General features: G+C 60.6%; 27 protein-coding genes. 16 read left to right on the top strand and 11 right to left on the bottom strand.

The genetic code is table 11. The features are described from left to right. The first annotated feature begins 65 nt into the window (after window positions 1-65). From EDE05_RS06510 to EDE05_RS06525, 4 genes are all read left to right on the top strand, one after another. Window positions 66-638 carry a CGNR zinc finger domain-containing protein gene (locus EDE05_RS06510; RefSeq protein ID WP_105372936.1) on the top strand — a complete coding sequence of 191 codons (573 nt, stop codon included), beginning with the start codon at window positions 66-68 and terminating at the stop codon, window positions 636-638. Window positions 639-1190: 552 nt separating this feature from the next. Beyond that, window positions 1191-2672 carry a lipopolysaccharide biosynthesis protein gene (locus tag EDE05_RS06515; protein WP_105373062.1) on the top strand — a complete coding sequence of 494 codons (1482 nt, stop codon included), beginning with the start codon at window positions 1191-1193 and terminating at the stop codon, window positions 2670-2672. A 41-nt stretch (window positions 2673-2713) separates the two neighbouring features. Beyond that, window positions 2714-3712 carry a polysaccharide pyruvyl transferase family protein gene (locus EDE05_RS06520; protein ID WP_105372937.1) on the top strand — a complete coding sequence of 333 codons (999 nt, stop codon included), beginning with the start codon at window positions 2714-2716 and terminating at the stop codon, window positions 3710-3712. Window positions 3713-3743: 31 nt separating this feature from the next. Continuing rightward, complete coding sequence (locus tag EDE05_RS06525) at window positions 3744-4553, top strand: galactosyl transferase (RefSeq protein ID WP_105372938.1); 810 nt, start codon at window positions 3744-3746, stop codon at window positions 4551-4553. 95 nt (window positions 4554-4648) lie between these two features. On the opposite strand, the gene EDE05_RS06530 is transcribed toward EDE05_RS06525, so the two are convergent. Both EDE05_RS06530 and EDE05_RS06535 read right to left on the bottom strand, forming a co-directional pair. Next, window positions 4649-5632, bottom strand: coding sequence for a sensor histidine kinase (locus tag EDE05_RS06530; RefSeq protein WP_157949058.1), 984 nt, complete (start codon window positions 5630-5632; stop codon window positions 4649-4651). Window positions 5633-5921: 289 nt separating this feature from the next. After that, window positions 5922-7688 carry a diguanylate cyclase gene (locus EDE05_RS06535; protein ID WP_165924112.1) on the bottom strand — a complete coding sequence of 589 codons (1767 nt, stop codon included), beginning with the start codon at window positions 7686-7688 and terminating at the stop codon, window positions 5922-5924. Window positions 7689-8071: 383 nt separating this feature from the next. Between EDE05_RS06535 and EDE05_RS06540 the strand changes: the two genes are divergently transcribed. Both EDE05_RS06540 and EDE05_RS26735 read left to right on the top strand, forming a co-directional pair. Beyond that, a complete protein-coding gene (locus tag EDE05_RS06540; protein ID WP_105372942.1) occupies window positions 8072-8563 on the top strand; it encodes a low affinity iron permease family protein in 492 nt (163 codons plus the stop codon). A gap of 18 nt (window positions 8564-8581) precedes the next feature. Further along, window positions 8582-8752: a hypothetical protein gene (locus EDE05_RS26735; protein ID WP_165924113.1), complete on the top strand. Its 171-nt coding sequence runs from the start codon at window positions 8582-8584 to the stop codon at window positions 8750-8752. A 50-nt stretch (window positions 8753-8802) separates the two neighbouring features. Here EDE05_RS26735 and preA read toward each other — a convergent pair whose 3' ends face one another. Then, window positions 8803-10116 carry an NAD-dependent dihydropyrimidine dehydrogenase subunit PreA gene (gene preA / locus EDE05_RS06545; RefSeq protein ID WP_105372943.1) on the bottom strand — a complete coding sequence of 438 codons (1314 nt, stop codon included), beginning with the start codon at window positions 10114-10116 and terminating at the stop codon, window positions 8803-8805. Window positions 10117-10130: 14 nt separating this feature from the next. Beyond that, complete coding sequence (locus tag EDE05_RS06550; RefSeq protein ID WP_132409267.1) at window positions 10131-11492, bottom strand: NAD(P)-dependent oxidoreductase; 1362 nt, start codon at window positions 11490-11492, stop codon at window positions 10131-10133. Window positions 11493-11717: 225 nt separating this feature from the next. On the opposite strand from EDE05_RS06550, the gene EDE05_RS06555 reads away from it, so the two are divergent. The 3 genes from EDE05_RS06555 (at window position 11718) to EDE05_RS06565 (ending at window position 12911) form a co-directional block, all read left to right on the top strand. Continuing rightward, complete coding sequence (locus tag EDE05_RS06555; protein ID WP_105372945.1) at window positions 11718-12128, top strand: DUF2325 domain-containing protein; 411 nt, start codon at window positions 11718-11720, stop codon at window positions 12126-12128. Continuing rightward, a complete protein-coding gene (locus tag EDE05_RS06560) occupies window positions 12109-12339 on the top strand; it encodes a hypothetical protein (protein WP_105373063.1) in 231 nt (76 codons plus the stop codon). Before EDE05_RS06555 ends, EDE05_RS06560 begins: the two co-directional genes overlap by 20 nt. A gap of 71 nt (window positions 12340-12410) precedes the next feature. Beyond that, complete coding sequence (locus EDE05_RS06565; RefSeq protein WP_105372946.1) at window positions 12411-12911, top strand: DUF4405 domain-containing protein; 501 nt, start codon at window positions 12411-12413, stop codon at window positions 12909-12911. Between the two features lie 28 nt (window positions 12912-12939). Here the strand turns inward: EDE05_RS06565 and EDE05_RS06570 are convergent, their stop codons facing one another. From EDE05_RS06570 to EDE05_RS06585, 4 genes are all read right to left on the bottom strand, one after another. Further along, window positions 12940-13260, bottom strand: coding sequence for a DUF423 domain-containing protein (locus EDE05_RS06570; protein WP_105373064.1), 321 nt, complete (start codon window positions 13258-13260; stop codon window positions 12940-12942). A 55-nt stretch (window positions 13261-13315) separates the two neighbouring features. Beyond that, the gene (locus EDE05_RS06575; RefSeq protein WP_105372947.1) at window positions 13316-13705 is read right to left on the bottom strand and encodes a group II truncated hemoglobin; all 390 of its coding nucleotides are present in this window, start codon (window positions 13703-13705) and stop codon (window positions 13316-13318) included. Window positions 13706-13778: 73 nt separating this feature from the next. Then, on the bottom strand, window positions 13779-13958 hold the full coding sequence (locus EDE05_RS06580; RefSeq protein ID WP_105372948.1) for a hypothetical protein: 180 nt from the start codon (window positions 13956-13958) through the stop codon (window positions 13779-13781). Window positions 13959-14043: 85 nt separating this feature from the next. Further along, window positions 14044-14943: a LysR substrate-binding domain-containing protein gene (locus EDE05_RS06585; protein WP_105372949.1), complete on the bottom strand. Its 900-nt coding sequence runs from the start codon at window positions 14941-14943 to the stop codon at window positions 14044-14046. A gap of 114 nt (window positions 14944-15057) precedes the next feature. Between EDE05_RS06585 and EDE05_RS06590 the strand changes: the two genes are divergently transcribed. Continuing rightward, on the top strand, window positions 15058-16095 hold the full coding sequence (locus EDE05_RS06590; protein WP_105372950.1) for a putative sulfate exporter family transporter: 1038 nt from the start codon (window positions 15058-15060) through the stop codon (window positions 16093-16095). 57 nt (window positions 16096-16152) lie between these two features. On the opposite strand, the gene EDE05_RS06595 is transcribed toward EDE05_RS06590, so the two are convergent. After that, entirely contained in the window at window positions 16153-16350 is a 198-nt protein-coding gene (locus EDE05_RS06595) for a DUF2735 domain-containing protein (RefSeq protein ID WP_105372951.1), read from the bottom strand. 443 nt (window positions 16351-16793) lie between these two features. Between EDE05_RS06595 and EDE05_RS06600 the strand changes: the two genes are divergently transcribed. Further along, entirely contained in the window at window positions 16794-17834 is a 1041-nt protein-coding gene (locus tag EDE05_RS06600) for a glutamine synthetase beta-grasp domain-containing protein (RefSeq protein ID WP_105372952.1), read from the top strand. Window positions 17835-17906: 72 nt separating this feature from the next. On the opposite strand, the gene EDE05_RS06605 is transcribed toward EDE05_RS06600, so the two are convergent. Beyond that, a complete protein-coding gene (locus EDE05_RS06605) occupies window positions 17907-18551 on the bottom strand; it encodes a TetR family transcriptional regulator C-terminal domain-containing protein (protein ID WP_105372953.1) in 645 nt (214 codons plus the stop codon). Between EDE05_RS06605 and EDE05_RS06610 the strand changes: the two genes are divergently transcribed. From EDE05_RS06610 to hydA, 4 genes are read left to right on the top strand one after another with little or no spacing between them, the layout of a single operon-like run. Beyond that, window positions 18544-18771: a hypothetical protein gene (locus EDE05_RS06610; RefSeq protein WP_132409269.1), complete on the top strand. Its 228-nt coding sequence runs from the start codon at window positions 18544-18546 to the stop codon at window positions 18769-18771. The two genes, EDE05_RS06605 and EDE05_RS06610, sit on opposite strands and share 8 nt — an antisense overlap. A 21-nt stretch (window positions 18772-18792) precedes the next feature. After that, complete coding sequence (locus EDE05_RS06615) at window positions 18793-20046, top strand: Zn-dependent hydrolase (protein WP_105372954.1); 1254 nt, start codon at window positions 18793-18795, stop codon at window positions 20044-20046. Then, window positions 20046-20630, top strand: a complete 585-nt coding sequence (locus tag EDE05_RS06620; protein WP_105372955.1) for an endonuclease domain-containing protein — start codon at window positions 20046-20048, stop codon at window positions 20628-20630. Before EDE05_RS06615 ends, EDE05_RS06620 begins: the two co-directional genes overlap by 1 nt. Further along, window positions 20627-22081 (top strand): dihydropyrimidinase, encoded by a 1455-nt coding sequence (gene hydA, locus EDE05_RS06625; RefSeq protein WP_105372956.1) that lies wholly within the window; start codon window positions 20627-20629, stop codon window positions 22079-22081. Before EDE05_RS06620 ends, hydA begins: the two co-directional genes overlap by 4 nt. Window positions 22082-22115: 34 nt before the next feature. Here the strand turns inward: hydA and EDE05_RS06630 are convergent, their stop codons facing one another. Then, entirely contained in the window at window positions 22116-22535 is a 420-nt protein-coding gene (locus EDE05_RS06630) for a cupin domain-containing protein (RefSeq protein WP_105372957.1), read from the bottom strand. Window positions 22536-22662: 127 nt separating this feature from the next. Between EDE05_RS06630 and EDE05_RS06635 the strand changes: the two genes are divergently transcribed. Continuing rightward, window positions 22663-23454 (top strand): ABC transporter ATP-binding protein, encoded by a 792-nt coding sequence (locus EDE05_RS06635; RefSeq protein WP_105372958.1) that lies wholly within the window; start codon window positions 22663-22665, stop codon window positions 23452-23454. Window positions 23455-23575 lie beyond the last annotated feature (121 nt).

Raw genomic sequence — 23575 nt, forward strand, 5'->3', positions numbered from 1 at the left:
GTGGTTGTAACCGTATAACTAGCTTTAAGAGGTTACGTTCCCTGTCGAGCGATCACACGGCCTGGGTGCCGGAGCACTTCATAGGCGGTCACCCCGCTCTGGACCTTTCGAACGCGGTCTATGACCGGCGCGCGCCACCGCCGGACAATGAACTTTTTAAGTCCTGCCGGGACGTCGGGACGTGGCTCCTTGCGGCGGGCCTGGCAGACGAGCGTGGAGCAGCAGCGGTCGCCGAGATATGGGATCGGAATTTCCTCGACAGCGTTCGTGAGATACGGGAATCGTCGTACGAGGTCTTCGACGCGATCACCTCGGATGAGGAGATACCCGCGCAGCCGCTTGGCCTTTTGTTCTCAGGCGCAGCGCAGGGCCTCGGAGCCCAGCCGGTCGGGTGGAAGGCGGAAAGGCCCGCTTTGGCCTCCAATCAATGGCAAGATCCGGCCCTTGTGACCGCATTCCTCGCCTGCCTGTCGATCGAGGCATTCTTTACGCTGCCGCGCACAAGGCTGCATGCATGCCCACGATGTGGATGGCTGTTCATAGACACGTCGCGAGGCGGGAAGCGCCGCTGGTGCAACATGCGGATTTGCGGAAATCGCGAAAAGATATCCCGCCACAGGGGGCATGTGGGATCTTGACCGGCGGCATTCTGTTAAAGCGCAAGGCCCGGATCCAGGTCGCCCGCCGCCAATACCGACATAGCTTATGCACGGCCAAATCATAGCGTGCCAATCGCTCTGAACCGAGGCGGCTCGGGCGCCTCTAAAGACATGGCCTCGCTGAACCGACGCAGCGTGACGGAACGTCGTCATCCCGCCATTCGGACCGCAGCCGCGCCACACCGCCTCCGCACTTGCCCGCGGCCTTCCACAAAACCAACATTATTCGCAGCCAAGTAGTTGATGAAGGACCTCTGGCCGTGGCTTTGGGCTCCGCTATATCACCCGCCGGAGGGGGCGGTCGTCGTCAGTCACGGAAGTCGTGGCAATTCCATCAGGGAGGAGAGTGCAGATAGGGGGCTCAATGAGCGTAGTGCCCAATAGGCAACCCGTGTCTTTCGGACGCGGCTCACCCGGAAAAGCTTTCGCTTGGCGCGAGCGACGTCGACCGCTTATGGCCGCCTCGCGTAGCTGTCGGCCTGCGGCGGTTCCGGATGAGCCATGCCCGACATTGCATCGAAGGGGCCTGCCATGAGCATCGCTGATCGGTTGGTGACGGGAAGTCTCTGGGTCACCCTCTCGAGGGTCATCGTCAATGGATTGTCGACCCTCAGCACCATTATCCTGGCCTGGTATCTATTGCCTTCGGATTTTGGCGTGGTGGCGCTTGCGACAACCATGCTCGCCATCGTCACGACGGTTACCGAGCTTTCCCTCGGCGAAGCGCTGATCCGGCACGAAGATCCCGGAGAATCCCATTTCAGCGCCGCATGGACATTGGCTGCGACCCGCGGCCTGATATTGTGCCTTCTCTTCGCCGCATTCGCCTATCCGGCCTCCGTCCTTTACGAGGAGCCGCGCCTGTTCGGGGTCCTGCTCGCGCTCAGCCTCAGCCTGCTGATCAACGGGCTTGCCAATCCGCGCAGGATCATGCTCCAGCGGGAGCTGATCTTCTGGCAAGAATTCGTACTGAATGTCGCCCAGAAAGTTGCCGGATTCGTCGCGACCGTCGCCATAGCCGTCATCTACCACAGCTACTGGGCGCTTGTGGTCGGCACTCTGGTCATGCAGGCGACGAACGTCCTGACGTCATACCTTGTGATGCCCTTCCGCCCCCGCCTCACCTTCTCCCATATGCGGGAGTTCTTTTCGTTTTCCCTCTGGATTACCGCCGGGCAGATCGTCAATACGCTCAATTGGCGTTTCGACTACCTGCTCATCGGCAAGCTGCTGGACGGCTCCGCGCTCGGCTATTATTCGCTCGGCGGCCAGCTCGCCATGACGCCGACGCGCGAGGCGACGGCGCCGCTGACGGCGACCATCTATCCCGGTTTCGCCAATGTCCGCCACGACCCCCATCGTCTGGCGGCAGCCTATCAGCGGGCGCAGGCGCTGCTGACGGCCGTTGCCTTGCCTGCCGGCATAGGAATGGCGGTCGTTGCCGACCCCCTCGTCCGGCTCGTTCTCGGAGAAAAGTGGCTTCCTGTCATCTTCATCATCCAAGCGCTCTCGTCCGTTTACGCCCTGCAGACGCTGGGCTCGCTCAACCAGCCGCTCGGCATGGCTCTCGGCCACACCCGCACCCTGTTCATCCGCGATACCCAGATGCTTCTGGTGCGGGTTCCAGTGATCACCGTCGGCCTAGTCTTCTGGGGCCTGCCGGGGCTGATCGTCAGCCGGGTGCTCACCGGTCTCTTCAGCGCTTTCGTCAACATGATCATCGTCAAACGCTTCATCAATGTTCCGGTGACGGCACAACTGTGGGCGAATTTCCGGGCGCTCGCGAGCTCGGCCATCATGGCGGCAGGCGTCTTGCTTGCTCACCGCCAGATGGGGGTTGAGACCACCTCGACGGCGCTGGCTCTGCAGCTCGCCATCCTCATTTGCCTTGGAGGCGTTCTCTATTGCACCTCCAGTATCCTTCTTTGGCTGGTCATGGACCGTCCAAACGGTCCCGAGACCGAAATACGAAGAATCGCCTCCAAGGTGATTTCCAAAGTCAGCCACGCCTGATCAGAGGCCTGTTTAATTACAACTTTCGAAAGAGAGGTACGATGCCCGCGGTACAGCAATCCGAACTCATCACCAGGCTCCAGAACAGAACGCACGATTGCCTGAAGCAATTCGTCAAGCCCGATGAACCTTTGGCGATACTGGATTTTCCCGACATCAAGAACTGCGGAGATTCCGCGATCTGGCTGGGGGAAATGGCTTATTTGAAGGATCGCTACGCAAAGCGGCCCTCCTACGTCTGCACGACCGACGATTTTTCACCGGACGAACTCAAGAGCGCGGCCCCAAGCGGTCCGATCTTCATTCACGGGGGCGGCAATTTCGGCGACGTTTGGGTCTTCCACCAGGATTTCCGGGAGCGGGTGATGGAGCTGTTTCCGAACCGGCAGATCGTCCAGTTTCCGCAGTCGATTCACTACAAGTCTCCGGAACGGCTGGAGCAGAGCAAGCGCGCGATCGGCAGGCACGGCAACTTCGTGCTCTTGGTGCGGGACGAGGAGTCGTTTCAGTTCGCCAAGGAAAATTTCGATTGCCAGGTGCATCTGTGCCCGGACATGGCATTTTGCATCGGCAGTATAGAGCCCGACACGCCGCAATTCCCCGTCCTTGCAATGCTCCGCCAGGATAAGGAACAGGTCGGGACGGTCGATTTTTCCGCCTATCCCGACATCCCGAAGGAAGACTGGATTACCGAGAACCGTTCGAAGGTGCGCGTCGCAAAGGCGCTCGGCGCGGCATCCGCACTGCTGCATCTCAGTCCCTCGGAAGTACGGCTGCGCAAACTGGATGCCGCGGCCAACAACCGCTTCCAGCGCGGTATCCGGCAGATCTCCCGCGGCAAGGCTATCGTGACCGACCGCCTGCACGTGCATATCTGCTCTCTCCTGATCGGACGCCGCCATGCCGTACTCGACAACAATTACGGCAAGATCCGGCGCTTCATGAATGCTTTTTCGGGAGGCACGGATCTCTCTTACAAGGCAACCTCGCTCGACGACGGCATCCGATGGGCAAGGGAACAGGCGGGTGTCGCAGCGTGACCCAGCCCAAAGACAACGACCGGAGGCCGTCATGACCGTAGTAACGTTCATCATCCCCGTGAGGCACCAGAAAAATGCGCGCGACTGGGGCCTGCTGAAGAAAAATCTGACGCAGACCGTCGCCTCGATTTCCAATCAAACCAGCCCTGACTGGCGAGGAGTGATCGTCGCCAACAGAGGCGCTGATCTTCCCGCGCTGCCGGACAAATTCTCGGTGACCTGGGTGGATTTTCCGCCGAACGACATCCATGATCGCGGCAATGCGACCCAGGAAGAATTTCTCGATTCCTTCCGCGCCGACAAGGGCCGGCGCGTGCTTGCAGGCATGCTCGATGCCAGAGACAGCCGTTTCTTCATGATCGTCGACGACGACGATTTTGTAAGCGCCCGGATTGTCGAGTATGTGTCGCAGCATCATAACGAGAACGGCTGGACGATCGACAAGGGCTATATCTGGGACGACGGCGGCAGTCTTTTGTTGGGTCGGGACCAGTTCAGCCACTATTGCGGAACATCGCTGATCATCCGCTCGGATCTCTACGGGCTGCCGCCGAGCGCAGAAGATGCTTCCCTCGAATGGATCAAGGATATGCTCGGCAGCCATGTCCGCATAGCGCCAGCTTTGGCTGCGCGCGGAACACCATTGAAATCACTGCCATTCCCGGGCGCGGTCTATCGCGTCGCGCACAAGGGATCGCACAGCAAGGCGCCCAGTCTTATCGAGATGTATTTCCTGAACAGGAGCGCTCTGAAGCGGCCTGTCAATATTCTGAGGAACCTTGCGCGGCTGCGGCTTCTGTCGGTTGAACACAAAAGAGAGTTCTTCGGGCTTTCGAAATAGGTCATTTGGGGCTGGCGATCCCGAAACGCGGCTTCGCTTTCGGGATCGCCGTGCAATTGACGATCAACGGCGGTACACGGAGGCACACCCGCCGTTCAGGCGGAGAGCCGCGCCTCGGGCGGCGCCTCGTCGTAATGTATGCGCAGACAGCTTCGCACGCCTTCGGGTGCAAATACCGTCTCCACCTCGCCCATTCCTCCCGATAGAGCGGCAGGAATGAGCTTGCTCCCGAACCCCTGGCGCTCGGGCTGGGTGACCGAAGGGCCGTTGCTTTCGGTCCAGTGGATCTCGACGAGCTGCGGCAGCATCTTCCATTCCACGCTGACAATTCCCTCCGGCACCGAGAGAGCGCCGTATTTGGCGGCATTGGTGGCGAGTTCGTGGATGATCAAACCGATCCGCGGCGTAATGGCTTCATGCAGCTGAACGCTCGGTCCGGAGAAGCGAAACCGCTCGGGACCATAGGGCGAGAGCAGAACCCGAAGGAGCGCGTGCAGATCGGGCGGCGCGCCGGCGCTGCCGGAAGAAATGCGATGCGACTGCGACAGCGCCGAGAGGCGGCCTTCGAACAGCGGCATAAAGCGTTCCGGCTCCTTGGTATTGCGCCATGTCAGCTGGGCAATGGACAGAACGAGCTGCATGATGTTCGAAACGCGATGGCGCATTTCGCGCGCCATGATTTCGGCTTCCCTTTCGGCGGCCTGCTGAGCCTGAATAGCCTGCTGAAGCGCGTGGATGATGGTGACCATCAAGCCGCCGAATACGACGAACATGACGGTCGCCGCCATCGTGCCCGCCCAGGCGCCACCGGTGGTAGCGCCGGCCAAAGCGAAAGAAGCGGCCGCGACAATCACCAGGGCGCCGGCCCACGGGCCTCCCCAGGCTGCAGACACCACGATCAGCGGGTAAAAGGTAAGAAATGGCGCACCGGTCAGCCATATCGAAAGAAAAGCGCGAATGGCGAAACCGATGAGCAGGCATGCAAAAGCGACGGCCAGCCCGCGTTTCCATGATGGCGGTTCTTCCGGCAGCAAACGCTTCCATAACTCTCCGCCAGCCCAGACTCGCTTGCGCTCCATCAAATTCCCCTCTGCCGGCCGCATCTGCGACGATAATCCCTGTCCCGAGCAAATCATCGTCAGACAATGCTGACGCAGCATAGACAGAAGTTCTAGATCGCGCATCCCCCGATCCACAAGATCAACAGCAACCAGCCGCTATTCGGTGAACGCTTCCATGGCGTCGAAGCATCGGATAGGGACATTTGTCGCCATTCGATACAGTTGAAGCGCATGTCCGATACAGTCGATGCACGCGGCAAATCCGCGACATATTCGCCAAGAGCAACGGGCTTGTAGGAAATACCGGTCATGTGGCCGACTTCGCGATCTGGTACCACGTCCGGTTGGCGTTGATGACCTGATTGCGCCCCGCTTCCTTCGCCCGATAAAGCGCCGCGTCGGCCTGCGTGAACAGAGCCTGAGCAGTGATGTCGCCCGGCGCCTCCGGTGGCAGCGTGGCCGTTCCGATGCTGACGGTGACGTGGCCGAACGGCGGATTGCCCGTATGCGGCAAGGCCAGCGCACTGACCTGCACGCGAATTCTTTCAGCCACTGTCCACGCCCCGCCGATATCCGCATCCGACAGCAGCACCGCCATTTCTTCGCCGCCGTAACGGGCGGCGATGTCGCCGGGACGCTTGACGCAGTTCCTGACGACAGCGGCAATCTGTGCGAGGCATTCGTCGCCGGCGGCATGACCGTAAATGTCGTTCAACAGCTTGAAGCGGTCGGCATCGATCATCAGCAGGGACAATGGCGTCCTGCCGCGCCGGGCCCGCTTCATTGCCTCTTCAAATCGGACGTTGAAGGACCGGCGGTTGGCGAGCTTCGTCAGATCGTCGGTACTGGCAAGCTGATCCAGTTGATCATGCATGATCTTGTGTGTCGTGACGTCGCGAGTGATCGCAACGACCCTCGTCGCGCTCGCTTTGTTTTGCTCCGGCAATTTGCTCAGGGCCGTCTCGAGCCACACCTCCTCGCCGCTCGGCTTCACATGCTTGATGAGGAATTTCTCGTGGGTCGACCCGTTCTGCAACCGCGCTGCAGCCTCCCGAATGGTTGCCTCGGCTTCTTCCGTCATGCCGGCATAGACGCTTTTTCCGATCAATCTATCCGCCTCGATGCCCAGGATCGCGGCCGAGGATGGAGAGACATATTCCCGGATGCCGTTCTCATCAAAACGGGAGATGACGTCGCTCGATGATTCGGCAAGCAACCTGAATTCGGCTTCGCGCGCCGCAAGCTGGGCCTCGCTTTCCTCGCGCCGCTTGAGCTGCTGGCGCCAATGGGACGCGGCAAGGACCGAAATGGCCATCAAAACCAAGGCATAGATCCAGCGGAGCTTGGCCTGTGTCATCCACTCAAGCAGGATCTGCTGCTTCGCGGCCGCGGCGAGAACGACGATGCCGGTCCGCTCGCTCTGATAGAAGCCGCCGATCCGCTGCTGCTGGTCCACCGGAGATCGGTAATGAAAGGCTCCCGCCGTTCTCGCTCTCAGGTGTCGCGCAAAGAGTTCGTGCGCGGCCATGTTGGTGCCCAGGAAGTTTTCCGCCATCGGACCGCGAGCGAGAATCATGCCGTCGCCGCGCGCCATCAGGAAAGACCCGTCGCTCCCGACCGGGAAATTTCGGAAGAAATTGATGAAATGCTTGACGCGAATGGTGGAGACGACAACGCCTCCGAACGAGCCGTCGGCCCGCAGGACCTTCTGTGAAATCGGCCAGACCCAATCCCCCGACAGGCGGCTCTTGATCGGCTTGCCGAGGACCGGCAACGGGAAGGGCTTGGCCTTGTGGTACTGGAAATATTCCCGGTCCGTATAGAGCACGCCCGCCGGCGGCCGGTCAGCCGATGTCGCGATCATGCGGCCTTCCGCATCGATATAGGAAAGTGTGTCGAGCGTCGGCGACGCCTTCATCTGGCGTGTGATCAGCGATTTGATTTTCGCCGCAATATGGGGATGCCCCTCTTCATCGCCAATCACCGCGATCAGGCTGGCAAGGGGGAGCCGCGAGGTCTCGATGACATCGTCCGCATGCTGGGCAATTGCCTCCGCGGTCTGCTCCAGGCTCATCTCGACCCGTCCGACCTCGGCCCTCCAATTTGAGTACTCCGTCCACCCAAGCAGAGCGGAAAAGGCCAGGAACCCGAGCAAGACGGCAATGGGGGTCGTCTTCGTTGACCGGATCACCAAGGCCTTCATAGAATCACTCCAGAGCCGCCTTCGACTCGAATATTCCAGAATACATTACAAAACGCTAAAGAACTTCGCTTCCGCTAGTCCGGGAAATCATAGGCGAAAAACAGTAGGTGTGGCGATGCCCGGAGCCTTCAAGGCCGTTCCGGCATTTGAGCGGCGCAATTCCCCTCGATTGTAACGGCCGGTGGAACCTTCGGCGCGCTTTTAAACTTTCTAGCGTCAGAACGCAGCTGCAGAGGACACCTGGAACATTGAAAATGGCTTCGCCCCGCGGACGCAACAACATATTCGACCGATTCTCGAGCGCCATTGCCGAATGGTCGGGCAAACCAGTCGCTTTTGTTTCGGCCGTCGTTTTCATCATTATCTGGGCGCTGACCGGGCCTCTCTTCGGCTTCTCCGAAACCTGGCAGCTCGTCGTCAACACCGCCACCACGATCGTCACGTTCCTGATGGTGTTTGTTCTGCAGAACTCGCAGAACCGGGATGGCAGGGCAGTTCAGGCGAAACTCGATGAACTCATCCTTACAAGCAAGGCAGCCAACGGATTTGTCGGCATCGAAAAGCTTGACGAGCGGGAACTCCGCAAACTGAGCGACCGCCTCGAGGAACAGGCCAAAGCGCTCGATGATCAGGCGGACAACATCGAGGAAGCGCAGGAAAGCACTGACCCGCTCTTTTCGGCAATTGGCGCGAAATCTTCAGGACTCCAGGAACCTGATGAAAAAAAACGATGTTCAATGCCCTGAGAAACGGAGTGCGGCAGAATGAAACCCGAGGACGAACCAGGACTGGCGCCGTCAGCCGATAGCCACGGGCAGAAGGTGAAAAAGGCCCGCGCCGGCAAAGGCCTTGTTCTGTTCATCGTCGGCGTCGCGGTCGCGGCGCTGCTGCTATACTTGACCATCGGCATCTATGCCGGGATCAGCAGCGGTTGAGAAACGAATACGAAAAGGGCGGCTCGCGCCGCCCTTTCTTGGATTGAAACCTATTCCGCGGCCTGCCGCGCCATCGGATTGTTGGGATGGGTCGTCCAGTTGGCATAGGTCGGCTCGACCACCTTGCCGGTGCGTTTGTCGAGATCGCCGGCGGCAAGCGGCACCATCGTGATGCAGTTCTGGACCGGACAGACATTGACGCAGAGATTGCACCCGACGCATTCCTCCTCGATCACCTCGAAATGCCGGATACCGTTGACGACGTTGGTGATCGCCTGGTGCGAGGTGTCCTCGCACGCGATGTGACAGCGGCCGCACTTGATGCAGGCATCCTGGTCGATATGCGCCTTGGACACATAGTTGAGGTTCAGATATTGCCAGTCGGAGACGTTCGGGACGGCTCGACCGGTAATGTCGTCGAGCGTCCGGTGGCCCTTGGAGTCCATCCAGTCGGAGAGGCCGGTGATCATCTCCTGGACGATCTTGAACCCGTAGGTCATCGCGGCCGTGCAGACCTGCACGTTGCCGGCGCCGAGTACCAGAAATTCTGCCGCGTCGCGCCAGGTCGTGACGCCGCCGATGCCGGAAATCGGCAGCCCGTAGGTTTCCGGATCGCGAGCGATTTCAGCCACCATGTTCAGCGCGATCGGCTTGACCGCGGGACCGCAATAGCCGCCATGGCTGCCGCGGCCGTCGATCGAAGGTTCAGGCGAGAAGGTGTCGAGATTGACCCCGGTGATCGAGTTGATCGTATTGATCAGCGACACGGCATCCGTGCCGCCGGCTCGTGCCGCCCGCGCCGGCTTGCGGATGTCGGTGATATTGGGCGTCAGCTTGGTGATGACAGGCATGCGGGTGTACTGCTTGCACCAGCGCACCACCATCTCGATATATTCCGGCACCTGACCAACCGCCGAGCCCATGCCGCGCTCGGACATGCCGTGCGGACAGCCGAAGTTGAGTTCGATGCCGTCGGCGCCCGTCTCTTCGACAAGCGGCAGGATCGCCTTCCAGGCATTTTCCTCGCAAGGAACCATGATCGAGGCGATGAGCGCCCGGTCCGGCCAGTTCATCTTCACCTGCTTCATTTCGCGCAGGTTCGTATAGAGGTCGCGGTCTGTGATCAACTCGATGTTGTTGAGCCCGAGAAGCCTCCGGTCGGCGCCCCAGATCGCGCCGTAGCGCGGGCCGTTGACGTTGACGACCGGCGGTCCTTCTTCGCCCAGCGTCTTCCAGACCACGCCGCCCCAGCCCGCCTTGAAAGCGCGCTCGACATTATAGGCCTTGTCGGTCGGCGGCGCGGAAGCCAGCCAGAACGGATTGGGGGATTTGATGCCGACGAAGTTGTTGCGGATATCAGCCATGGTTCGATCTCCCCTCAGGCGACGGCGGTCGCCGGCCGCGCCCCGGCGGCCAGGACACGGTTGATGCTCTCGGCGGCGTCGCGCCCCTGCGCCACGGCCGAAACGGTGAGATCCTCGCCAAGGCCGATGCAGTCGCCGCCGGCCCAGACGCCCTCGATCGAAGTCCTGCCTTCGATGTCGGTCGAGATCTTGCCCCTCTCGATCTGCAGCGCCCCGAGACCGGAGGCAAGGAAGCTCTGGCCGATCGCCTTCATGATCTGGTCGGCGGCAATCACGCCGGTTTCGCCGGTACCGACGAGCTTGCCGTCGCGCATCGCGGTATATTCCACCTCGATACCGGCCACCTTGCCGTCCTGACCGAGAATTACCTTAGGCGCCAGCCAATGGCGGATGATGACGCCGTTGGCGGTCGCCAGATCCTGCTCATAGGCGGACGCATTCATATTCTCCTTGCCGCGCCGATAGCAGATGGTCACTTCTTCGGCGCCGAGCAGCTTTGCCTGGATCGCCGCATCGATCGCGGTCATGCCGCCGCCGAGCACGACGACCCGCCGTCCGATCGGAACGGTGGCCTTGTCGGCTGTCTGGCGGAGAGCCGCGATGAAATCGACGGCATCCTCGACGCCTTCGAGTTCCTCGCCCTCGATGCCGAGCCCATTGACGCCGGCAAGCCCCATGGCGAGGAAGACGGCGTCATAGTTCGCCGTCAGATCCGAAAGCGAGAAGTCGCGGCCGAGCGCCACGCCGTTCCTGATCTCGATACCGCCGATCGCCGTAACGTACTCGACCTCGCGCCGGGCAAAGTCGTCGACCGCCTTGTAAGTGGCGATACCGTATTCGTTGAGCCCGCCCGCTTTTTCGCGGGCCTCCAGCATCACCACCGAATGTCCGTGCATGGCAAGGCGGTGGGCGGCCGCAAGTCCCGCAGGCCCTGCCCCGACGATTGCGACGGTCTTTCCGGTAGATGCTTTTCGGCTATAGAACTGCCGCCCCTGCTCCATGGCGATATCGGTCGCGTAGCGCTGCAGCCTGCCGATCTCCACCGGACGGTCCTCGGCGGTGTTGCGCACGCAGACCTGCTCGCAGAGCGTTTCGGTGGGACAGACGCGGGCGCACATGCCGCCCAGGATATTCTGGTCGAAAATCGTCTTGGCTGATCCGATCGGATTGCCCGTCGATATCTGCCGGATGAACAGCGGGATATCGATGGCGGTGGGACAGGCCGTCATGCACGGCGCGTCGTAGCAGAAATAACAGCGGTCGGCGGCGACCAGCGCCTCGTGACTGTCGAGACGCGGGTGGAGATCGGCGAAATTCGACTCGTATTCCGCCGGCGTGAGGCGTCCGGCCTCAATACCGTTTCCCAGTCGATCCATCTTATGTTCCCTCTTTTATGGATTCATGGACAACTATTGGGAAAAAGGTACCACAGCAAAAAAATTTATCAAACGGTAAATTTTTGCCGAAGCCGACTGGTAAGCCGGCCTTCGATATCATGACTTAATCAATCAACTTTAATCTTTACTCACAAAATCAACTTTACTATGGTGCGCGCCATCGAGGGGTTCCGCCCGCACAGACTCGGCCAAACGGGGAGCGTCATGGCAAAGAAGCAGAAGCGCAAGAACGGCAATAGCGACGCCGAGAAGGCATCCAGAACATCGGCCGCCGCCGGCAACGGCGCGATCGACGTCCGCAGTTTCCTTTATGTCGGCGGCCGCGATTGTCAGGTGGCGCACCTTCGCGAGATTGCCAGCGATTTCGGTGCGGAACTAATTCACCACGACGGGGGTTTGCGTGAAGCAGTTTCGCGCATCGATACGGTGCTGCCCTCGGTGGACTGCGTTTTCTGCCCCATCGACTGTATCAGCCACGATGCATGCCTGAGGGTGAAGACCGGCTGCAAGAAGTTCGGCGTCGCCTTCGTGCCCCTGCGCAACGGATCGAAATCGAGTCTGGAGCGGGCGCTCCAGACGATGAAGGAACGCAATGATGAACGAAGAACGTCGTGACGTGAGCCTCTTTATCGGCCTCCACAAGCTTGCTGAACAAAATGGCGACGGTCTGGTGCCCGAGCTTTATGCGCTGCTGGCAAATCGGGCCAATGCGGCGCCGGACATGACCAATGTGGTGGCGTTGCCGGTCGCCCCGCGCCGACGTGACGAGCCGACCCTTTCCGCTGCGGAGACGGGAGTGGTGTTGGCTTTTGACAGGCATCAATAGTTACAGGGATTTAACTACAACAAGGCGTAGTGCTGGGGCAGATATCGTTGAAACGAACGACGGTGCCTCACATGAAAAACTTCTTTCTCCGCTACGCGACCCCGCTTATCACCGGCCTTTTCCTGGTCTCGCTCATCTCCGGCGTCGCCCTTTTCTTCCATGTCGGTACGGCATGGTTTCACGGAATGCACGAATGGCTGAGCGTGGCGCTTATCTTGCCCTTCGTCCTGCACGTTTGGAAGAACTGGCGGCCGTTTACCAACTATTTCCGGCACCTGCCGATGACCGTGGCGCTGCTCGTCTCCGTATTGGGGAGCGCCTATTTCATCTGGCCGAGCAGCGAACCGCAGGCCGGCGGCCCGCCCCAGTTTGCATTCACGCGCGAAATCATCAAGAATCCATTGTCGCAAGTCGCCCCGTTGCTGGGGGATACGTCGGACAATCTGGTGAAACATCTCAATGAACAGGGTTTCTCCGCGGCCGCGGCCGATCTTGCCCTGATCGATATTGCGACGAAATCCGGCAAAAGCGAGGGTCAGCTCATCCAGGCGATCATACCAGCGAGGCAGTAGAACCTCCTCTGCCGCCATCAGGCAAGGTTCAGGCGCGTCTTACGGTGAGAAACGTGCCTGCCGCCACCGCCAGCCAGCCGAGCATCATCAATGTGCCGCCGGTCGGCGCCGCAAAAGGAAACAGCCGGTCGCCGAGATAGTGCCGTGACACCAGGTCGCCGGCGAAGATGATCGTGCCCAACCCGAGCACCAGAGCGGCAAGCGTTGCCGTTCGAAAATGCAGGTGGCCAAGATAGAGCCCGAGCAGGACCGGCGCATGTGCCAGGCACATGGTCGAGGCCGAGCCCAGGAAAACAGTATCGCCGCCGTGGCTGGCAGCCGCTGCCAGAGCCACCCCCGCAGCGCCCATCAGACCGCTCACAAGCAGGATCAACGGTCGCAGTTTGTCCAGCCCCTTCAACGGCCTATTCCTTGTTCTGCATGTGGAAGGCCAGCCGTTCGACCGGCGCCCAGATGATATCGCGCAGTTTCGGATTCTCGATGGTCTCGTCCATCGCCCGACGGAAACAGAGTATCCATTCGTCCCGCTCCTCGGGGCCGATGGCGGCGCCGAAATGGCGCGAGCGCAGCCTTGGATGACCGTATTTCTCCACATAGACGGGAGGGCCGCCGAGATAGCCGGTCAGATAATCGTACAGTTTGGCTTCGCTGCCTTCGAGGCTCGGCGGATGCACGGCCCGGCAGCGGGCGGCTTCGGGCAGCGTGTCCATCAGCTCGTAGAAGCGCCTGACCAGAGCACGCACCGTCGCGTCTCCGCCGATCGCTTCATAGAGTGTGATTGTTTCGCCTGCCATGCCCACCGCCACATTTGCTGCGTCATGGTGTTAATGGCGTCTCCTCATCAGGGCAAGGGGCACGGCGTCGCACCTAATCCGGTCCGGCGTCGGCTTCCTTTGCATCCGGCTCGGGCAGCGAGCCGGTCCCCGGCGTCTTCTCCTTGTCGGTGAGGTGCGGCTTGGCATGCGGTCCGGCAGCGGGATGTTTTGCCGCGTCTCCCGGTTTCCCGACATGCTCCACCGCTTCTTGAGCTTTCTTGTCTTCTGCCATATCCGATCCCTTGGTTCGTCCTGCCGGGCAAACGTTCTGCAGAAGGAAGGAGTTCCGGTTCTTCGCGCTCTTCCAGTTCTTGCGGTTAGATGCTTTCCTCTTCCATCGGTTCGCTGAGGACGTCGAGCATGGCCCGCAGCGCCCGCGTCGCATGCCGTTCGGCGTGATGGAGCGCAGAAAACTGCCGCACCGGCATTGAAAAATCGGCGACATGCAGTCGGCCGGAAGAAGAATGAGGTTGGGCAGCGCGGCTCGAAATCACGGTCGCGGCAAGGCCTGCCTCGGCTGCGGCCATGGCCGCTTCGTTCGACGGCAGTTCAAGCACGACGGACAGGGATTGCGGCTCGATGCCGAGATTGACGAGCAGCGCTTCGAAGGCCGAACGCGTCCCGGACCCTTTTTCGCGCATGATCCAGTTGGTCTCAAGGAAATCGCCGGACCGTATCTTTCTCCCGTCGGCCCAGGGATGACGGCGGCCGACGACCAGCACCAGCCGGTCTTCTGCCACCTTGCGACGCTTGAGGCCGGGCAGCAGGACTTCGCCTTCCACCACCGCAAGCTCGGCCGCTCCAGCGAGCACTGCTTCCGCAGCGCTCTGCGTATTGCCCACGGTCAGCTGCACGTCGACGCGCGGAAAGCGCTCATGATAACCGACGAGCCGCGCCGGCAGCCAGTAGCTCGCCACCGTCTGGCTGGCGTGAACGCGCAGCACCCCCGAAGCCGAACCTCCGAGATCGGCAAGCATGTGCTCTGCCGTCCGGGCACGCTCCAGCACCGCCCGTGCCTCCGGCACGAAGAGCCGCCCCGCTTCCGTCAACTCGATCCGGCGTCCGACGCGGTTGAACAGGATGACGGAATGCCGCGCTTCCAGCGCCGAGACCGCCGCACTCACGGCGGATTGGGTAAGGTTCAACGCCTCCGCCGCCCGCGTGACGTGTTCGCGCTCTGCTACTTCGAGAAATATCCTGAGCTGTTCAAGGGTCATGCTAGCCAAACCATTCGATTTTTAAGAACGGTATCACAAGACTTATCAATTGGATTTGTGTTTCTTCTCCATGGAGAATGATTTTCCATCATCGCCTCACGCTTTGGAAAAATCATGAAGCAGATCCAACCGGCAGCAGAACACTCCTCCGCCTCTTCGTTCCGCTTCGCCGCTGTCGCCCCTGTTCTTCCCGGCCTCGTTCTGACGGCCGCGATCGCCGCGACGGCGATTGCCATCCGCAATCTGACCGGATGGATGGCGCTGAGCCCGCTTATTCTCTCGATCCTCATCGGCATACTGATCCGCAACGGCGCCACGGTTCCAGCCGCGACGCAAGCCGGAATCACCTTTTCGCTGAAGCGTATTCTGCGCTTCGGCATCATTCTGCTTGGCCTGCAGGTGACTGCAGCACAGATCTTGTCCCTTGGCGGCGGTGGTCTTGCGATGGTCGCGCTGACCCTCGCCGCGACCTTCGTCGCGATCCGCATCGCCGGCCGGATGATGGGTGTCGACCGCTCGCTGACCGATCTGATTGCCGCCGGCACCTCGGTCTGCGGTGCGTCGGCAGTCATCGCGGCCAACACCGTGATTCGCGGAAAGCAGGAACACGTCGCCTATGCGGTTGCCTGCGTCACGCTGTTCGGCTCACTGTCGATGCTTGTTTATCCTCTGCTGGCCGCCCCTCTTGGCCTCGATGCTCGCGGTTTCGGCCTCTGGACGGGCACCACGATCCATGAAGTGGCACAGGTGGTGGCGGCGGCCTTCCAGGGCGGCGATGTCGCTGGCCAGTTCGGGACGATCTCGAAGCTCGCCCGCGTCGTCATGCTGGCGCCGCTGGTCATGACGCTGGCGCTCGCCATGCGCTCCGGTCCGGCGGGCGCCGCAAAGGGTGCCATACCGATGCCATGGTTCGTGCTGGGGTTTGTCGGCATGATGCTGTTCAACAGTGCCGTCCCCATCCCTGCCGGCATCAGCCAGGCGCTCGCGACAGCGACTGCCTTTCTTCTCTCCATGGCCCTCGCTGCCATGGGGCTGCATACGGATATCGGAAACTTGAAAGCGGAGGGCTGGCGCCCCCTCGCGCTCGGCGCCTTCGGATGGCTGTTCATCGCAATCTTCGGATATGCGATGCTCAAGCTATTTGCTTTTTGATAAGTCGGGAGAAAAAGGCAAAGCTCCGCCGGAAAGGCAAAGCCTCTCCATAAGCGCTCAGCAGGGCTTCGGGCGCTCGTTGGTCTTTGAGGTCGAATCCTTGACCGCTTCGTCGTGATACCAGCACGTGTCGACAACGTTGCCGGCGATCTCCAGATCGCTGCTCGGTGCCGTAGCACCGTTATCGAGCCGCCGCCGGGGACGGATGGGGAACTGGTAGATTCTGGCCGTTTCACGATGGATGTCAGTGGTCATCCTATCGTCTCCTAAACCGAATGGTGCATATAGATACACACCAGCACAAATTGCACATTTTTTGTGCTGATTGCACGATTTTATATCACTTCAATCTCGGGCGCTAGGCACTAATTTAGCCGCTTGTGCCTGCCGAAGCTAAATTTGCTCTTTTCGAGCGCCCGCAAGGCAAACGTCTTTCGTCTCCGGCAGTTCCAGACGAGGTGCCGGAGAGGCGCAAAAGCCGCCATTTTCATGAGCGAGCGCTTATTTATGGGACGCAGCCGCCCGGTCGGATAGGCCGGCATCTCTCGCCTTCACACTTTTTTAAGAAAAAATGACACCCGGCCTTCAAACTGGCACGGGATATGCACTCCCCTTGTTCATGCCCGAGGCGCGGCCCATTCAGGCGCCGCTTCCTCAGGATGGCTCAACCATGAACACCACGGCCTGAGAGATAAAAAATGACGAAGTATAAGCTCGAGTACATCTGGCTCGACGGTTACACCCCGACCCCGAACCTGCGTGGCAAGACGCAGATCAAGGAATTCGACAGCTTCCCGACGCTCGAGCAGCTTCCGCTCTGGGGCTTTGACGGTTCGTCGACCATGCAGGCCGAAGGCCGCAGCTCCGATTGCGTGCTGAAGCCCGTCGCGCTTTATCCTGACCCAGCCCGCACCAACGGCGTGCTGGTAATGTGTGAAGTGATGATGCCCGATGGCGTCACGCCGCATCCGTCGAACAGCCGCGCAACCATCCTCGACGACGAGGACGCGTGGTTCGGTTTCGAGCAGGAATATTTCTTCTACGAAAACGGCCGCCCGCTCGGCTTCCCGGAATCCGGCTTCCCGGCTCCCCAGGGTCCGTATTATACCGGCGTCGGCTACAAGAACGTCGGTTCAATCGCCCGCGAAATCGTTGAAGAGCACCTAGACCTCTGCCTCGCTGCCGGCATCAACCACGAAGGCATCAATGCCGAAGTGGCAAAGGGCCAGTGGGAATTCCAGGTTTTCGGCAAGGGCTCCAAGAAGGCCGCCGACCAGATCTGGATGGCGCGCTACCTGCTTCTCCGCCTCTGCGAAAAGTACGGCATCGACATCGAGTTCCACTGCAAGCCGCTCGGCGACACGGACTGGAACGGTTCGGGCATGCACTGCAACTTCTCCACCAAGTTCATGCGCGAAGTCGGCGGCAAGGCCTATTTCGAGGCGTTGATGGCCCAGTTCGAAAAGAATCTCATGGACCACATCAACGTCTATGGCCCGGACAACGACAAGCGCCTGACCGGCAAGCACGAAACGGCTCCGTGGAACAAGTTCTCCTACGGCGTTGCCGACCGCGGCGCTTCGATCCGCGTTCCGCATTCCTTCGTCAAGAACGACTACAGGGGCTATCTGGAAGACCGCCGCCCGAACTCCCAGGGCGACCCCTACCAGATCGCTTCGCAGGTTCTGAAGACGATCTCGGAAGTCCCGACCGCCGGTTTCGCCTCGGCCGCCGCCTGATCCCATACCCCCAAGACTGCAACGCCGGCCCCAGGCCGGCGTTTTTTCTTTTCTGCCGAATATATTGGACAGTCAGTCCGCCCCAACCCGCAGTCCATTCATGTAGAGCTGTTCCAGAAACCGGGCGGCATCTTCGAAACGGCCTTCGCCTGCGGCCTCCTGTCCGAGGACTGCCCGCACCTGGACGTCGAAATCCGCATAATGCTGCGTCGTCGCCCAGATCGAGAAGATCAGGTGATAAGGATCGCATGCGGCAATCTTGCCGGCCCGCGCCCAGGCGCGGATGACCTCCGCCTTCTCGTCTACGAGCTCCTTGAGCGGCCCCTTCAGCTCGTCCTCGATATGCGGTGCTCCCTGCAGGATCTCGTTGGCGAAAAGCCGGCTCTCGCGGGGGAAGTCGCGGGCCATCTCGAGTTTTCGGCGGATGTAGGAGCGGATTTCCGCTTCGGGATCGCCTTCGGCATCGAAGGCACGCAAAGGCTCCAGCCAGGTGAACAGCACCCGGTCGATGAGCTGGCGGTGGATCGCCTCCTTGGTGCGGAAATAATAGAGGAGGTTCGGTTTCGACATGCCGGCCGCATCGGCGATCTGGTCGATAGTCGAGCCACGGAAACCACTGGAGGAAAAAACGTCGAGCGCCGCCTCGAGAATGCGTTCCTCCTTTTCCTCCTGGATGCGCGTGCGCCGCTGCGTCTTTGCAGCCCTCGGAATGGCCATCCTGTTCCCTCCCCTGTCCGCTTCGCTTCGCCGATCACATTTCTCTGGATTTTTGCTGATTTTCGGCTTGAGTGATGCTGCGGAAATTGTAATGTTTTACCAATCGGTCAAATTATCGGCGACAAGCAAAACAAAGGCAATGCCGATCTTCCAACGCCATGCGGATGAAGGACCATTGGGAACAAAAAGCATGCCGCCCGCGGCAAAAGCGGACGCGTGAAAAACAGGTGAGGACAATCTGATGGTGGCAGCACCAGGCGAGAACTTGCGCGTCAACGGCGACCGTCTCTGGGACATGCTGATGGAGATGGCGAAGATTGGCCCCGGTATTGCCGGCGGCAACAATCGCCAGACGCTGACGGATGACGACAAGGAAGGCCGCAATCTCTTCAAGACATGGTGTGATGAAGCAGGGCTGACACTCGGCGTCGACAGGATGGGCACGATGTTTGCCACCCGCGCCGGCACCGATCCCGATGCGCTGCCGGTCTATGTCGGCTCCCACCTCGATACCCAGCCGACCGGCGGCAAGTTTGACGGCGTGCTCGGCGTTCTTGGAGCGCTGGAGGTGGTGCGCACCATGAACGACCTCGGCATCAGGACGAAACATCCGATCGTCGTCACCAACTGGACGAATGAGGAAGGCGCCCGCTTCGCGCCGGCCATGCTTGCGTCGGGCGTCTTCGCCGGCGTGCATTCGATCGACTACGCCTATTCCCGCAAGGATCCGGAAGGAAAGAGTTTCGGCGACGAATTGAAGCGCATCGGTTGGGTGGGCGACGAAGAGGTCGGCGCGAGAAAGATGCACGCCTATTTCGAATACCACATCGAGCAGGGGCCGATCCTGGAGGCCGAAAACAAGCAGATCGGCGTCGTCACCCATTGTCAGGGCCTCTGGTGGCTGGAATTCACACTGACCGGTCGGGAGGCCCATACCGGCTCGACGCCGATGAATATGCGCGTCAATGCGGGGCTCGCCATGGGCCGCATCCTGGAAATGGTGCAGGACGTCGCGATGAGCGAACAGCCGGGTGCCGTCGGCGGCGTCGGCCAGGTCTTTTTCTCGCCGAACTCGCGAAATGTTCTGCCAGGCAAGGTCGTCTTCACCGTCGATATCCGCACCCCCTCACAGGAAAAGCTCGACCGCATGCGGGCGAAGATCGAGGCGGAAGCGGCAAAGATTTGCGAGGCGCTCGGCGTCGGCTGTTCCGTCGAAGCTGTCGGCCATTTCGATCCGGTGACTTTCGACCCAGTTCTGGTCGGGCGCGTGCGCGAGGCCGCGGAAAAACTCGGCTACAGTCACATGAACATCATCTCCGGCGCTGGCCACGACGCGTGCTGGGCGGCCAAAGTCGCGCCCGCGACGATGATCATGTGCCCCTGCGTCGGCGGCCTTTCGCACAACGAAGCAGAAGACATTTCCAAGGAATGGGCGGCTGCGGGAGCGGACGTGCTGTTCCACGCCGTGCTGGAGACGGCGGAGATCGTGGAGTGATGGCAAGCACCGAGGCCTTGGCCCCCTCATCCGCCCGTTGGGCACCTTCTCCCCGATGGGAGAAGGGAGGGCGTGCCGCAGCCTCAACTTTTCCCTTCTCCCCAGCGGGGAGAAGGTGGCCCGAAGGGTCGGATAAGGGGGAGCGGCAGCTGCCCAAGGACGATGTTACCAAGCGCCGTCCGGGAAAAACTTCGCAAGCCCGGCAGCTCCGTCAAAATGAAACGGAAGAGGAATACCATCTCTGGAGCGACCTGCGCGCTCGCAGGCTCAATGGTTACAAGTTCGCACGCCAAGTACCATTAGGTCCCTACATCGTGGATTTCCTTTGCCGCGAGCACAGCCTCGTCGTTGAAGTTGATGGCGCTCAACATGCAGACAACGCTTATGATGGCAGGCGGACCGGCTGGCTGAACGCTCAAGGGTACGCAGTGCTGCGTTTTTGGAATCACGAAGTTTCGCGTGCACGCCCCTCCGTACTCGAGACAATTCTCGCAGCGCTAAGCGGCCACCTTGAGGCAGACCCGGCCTCCGGCTTTTATTCACCGGCCTCATTCAAAAAAGAGAATAAGGAACGAAAACCATGACCACAGTCATCAAGGGTGGAACCATCGTCACCGCCGACCTGACCTACAAGGCGGACGTCAAGATCGACGGCGGCAGGATCATCGAGATCGGACCGAATCTTTCGGGCGACACGACGTTGGACGCTGCAGGCTGTTATGTCATGCCGGGCGGCATCGACCCGCATGTGCATCTGGAAATGCCCTTCATGGGCACCTACTCCTCCGACGATTTCGAGAGCGGAACCCGCGCCGCGCTCGCCGGCGGCACCACCATGGTGGTGGACTTCTGTCTGCCCGAACCGGGTCAGTCTCTGCTCGATGCGCTGAAGCGCTGGGACAACAAGGCGACCCGCGCCAATTGCGATTACTCCTTCCATATGTCAGTCACCTGGTGGGGCGAGCAGGTCTTCAACGAGATGAAGGCCGTCGTGCTGCATCACGGCATCAACACTTTCAAGCACTTCATGGCCTACAAGGGCGCGCTGATGGTGAATGACGACGAGATGTTCGCCTCGTTCCAGCGCTGCGCCGAACTCGGCGCCCTGCCCCTCGTCCATGCCGAAAACGGCGACGTGGTCGCAGCCATGCAGCAGAAGCTCATGGACGAAGGCAATAACGGGCCGGAGGCGCATGCCTATTCCCGACCGGCCTCCGTCGAGGGTGAGGCGACCAACCGCGCCATCATCATCGCCGACATGGCGGGCGTGCCGCTCTATGTCGTCCACACATCCTGCGAACAGGCGCATGAGGCAATCCGCCGTGCCCGCCAGAACGGCATGCGCGTTTATGGCGAACCGCTGATCCAGCACCTGACGCTCGACGAAAGCGAATATTTTAACAAGGACTGGGACCATGCCGCCCGCCGCGTCATGAGCCCGCCCTTCCGCAACAAGCAGCATCAGGACAGTCTCTGGGCGGGCCTTGCATCGGGCTCGCTGCAGGTGGTGGCGACCGATCACTGCGCCTTCACCACAGAACAGAAGCGTACCGGCGCCGGCGATTTCCGGAAAATCCCGAACGGCACCGGCGGCCTCGAAGACCGCATGCCGATGCTCTGGACCTATGGCGTCAATACCGGCCGCATCACCATGAACGAATTCGTGGCCGTCACCTCCACTAATATCGCCAAGATACTCAATATCTATCCGCGAAAGGGCGCCATCCTCGTAGGCGCCGATGCGGATATCGTCGTCTGGGATCCGAAGCGCTCAAAGACGATTTTGGCCGGAAACCAGCAGTCGGCGATCGATTACAACGTCTTCGAAGGTAAGCAGGTGATGGGTCTGCCCCGCTACACGCTCACCCGCGGCGTGGTCGCCATCGAGGAGGCCACCGTCAAGACCCAGGAAGGCCATGGCCAGTTCGTCAAGCGCGAACCGTTCCAGGCGGTCAACAGGGCGCTTTCCACCTGGAAGGAGCTGACCGCGCCGCGCAAGGTGGAACGGACAGGCATTCCGGCAAGCGGGGTGTAATGTGAGGGCGATGCAGCAGGCCGGCAATGAACAGTCAGGCTGGAATCTCCACCAACCCATCCAGCTCCGGCAAAAGCACGACGCTTTCCTGCTCGTTGGGATCGGTGCGGGCGATCACCGCCGTGCAGGGCGTGTTCGACAGATTGGCCGGCAGATGCGGCACTCCGGCAGGAATATACATCAGCTCGCCGGCATGCAGCACGACATAGTTCTCCAGCCGGTCGCCGTACCAGGTGTGGGCCGAACCGGAGAGCATGTAGATCGCCGTTTCGTGCGTTTCATGCAGATGCGCTTTTGCCTTCACGCCCGGCGGGATGGTGAGCAGATGCATGCAGATGCCCCTGGAGCCGACGGTCTCGGCGGCAATGCCTTGAAAGTAGCTCAGTCCCTGCTTCCCGTCATAGGTGGCATCGGGTTTCACGATACGGCAGGTGGGTTTTGAAACAGTGTCCATTGCGTTCTTCCTCCAGACGACGGCATCGTCTTCAAACTTACCATGATCCGATGCCTTTTGGTGATACGCCTTCCCTTCAGAATACGCCCGGCCTCCCGGACGATATCCAGCATGGACTTTATATCCAATGTCAGTGACTTCCCTCTCCGTCGTTTCCGCCAGAAAACTAGGCCTGACCTTTGAAACCGGCGACGGCCCCGTCCATGCGCTCTCGAATGTGGACCTGGAAGTCAGCAAGGGCGATTTCGTCTCCTTCATCGGGCCGTCAGGCTGCGGCAAGACTACATTCCTCAGGGTCATCGCCGATCTGGAAAAAAACACCGATGGCGAGATCACCGTCAACGGCATGACGCCCGAAGAGGCGCGTAAATCCCGCTCCTACGGCTACGTCTTTCAGGCGCCGGCCCTTTATCCGTGGCGGACGATCGAAAAGAACATCGCACTGCCGCTGGAGATCATGGGACATTCGGCAGCCGAACGCGGAAAGCGCATCGAACGCACGCTCGATCTCGTCAACCTGTCGGGCTTCGGCAAGAAATATCCCTGGCAGCTGTCCGGCGGCATGCAGCAGCGTGCCTCGATCGCTCGCGCGCTTGCCTTCGATGCTGATCTTCTGCTGATGGACGAACCCTTCGGCGCGCTGGACGAAATCGTCCGCGACCATCTGAACGAGCAGCTTCTGAAACTCTGGGCGCGAACCGAAAAGACAATCTGTTTCGTGACCCACTCCATTCCGGAAGCCGTCTATCTGTCGACCCGGATCGTCGTCATGTCGCCCCGCCCGGGCCGAGTGACCGATATCATCGAATCGACGCTGCCGAAGGAACGGCCGCTCGAAATCCGCGAAACGCCGGAATTCCTGGAGATTGCCCACCGGGTGCGCGAAGGTTTGAGGGCGGGGCACAGCTATGAGGAATAACGCCTTGTTGCGTGGGTATGCTCCCCTCTGTCCTGCCGGACATCTCCCCCTCAAGGGGGGAGATCGGATAGCAGCATGGCTCAGACCTCAAGTCGGATCCGAGATTGCCGCGCCTACCGCC

Source organism: Neorhizobium sp. R1-B (assembly GCF_004368875.1).
Classification (GTDB): domain Bacteria; phylum Pseudomonadota; class Alphaproteobacteria; order Rhizobiales; family Rhizobiaceae; genus Neorhizobium; species Neorhizobium huautlense.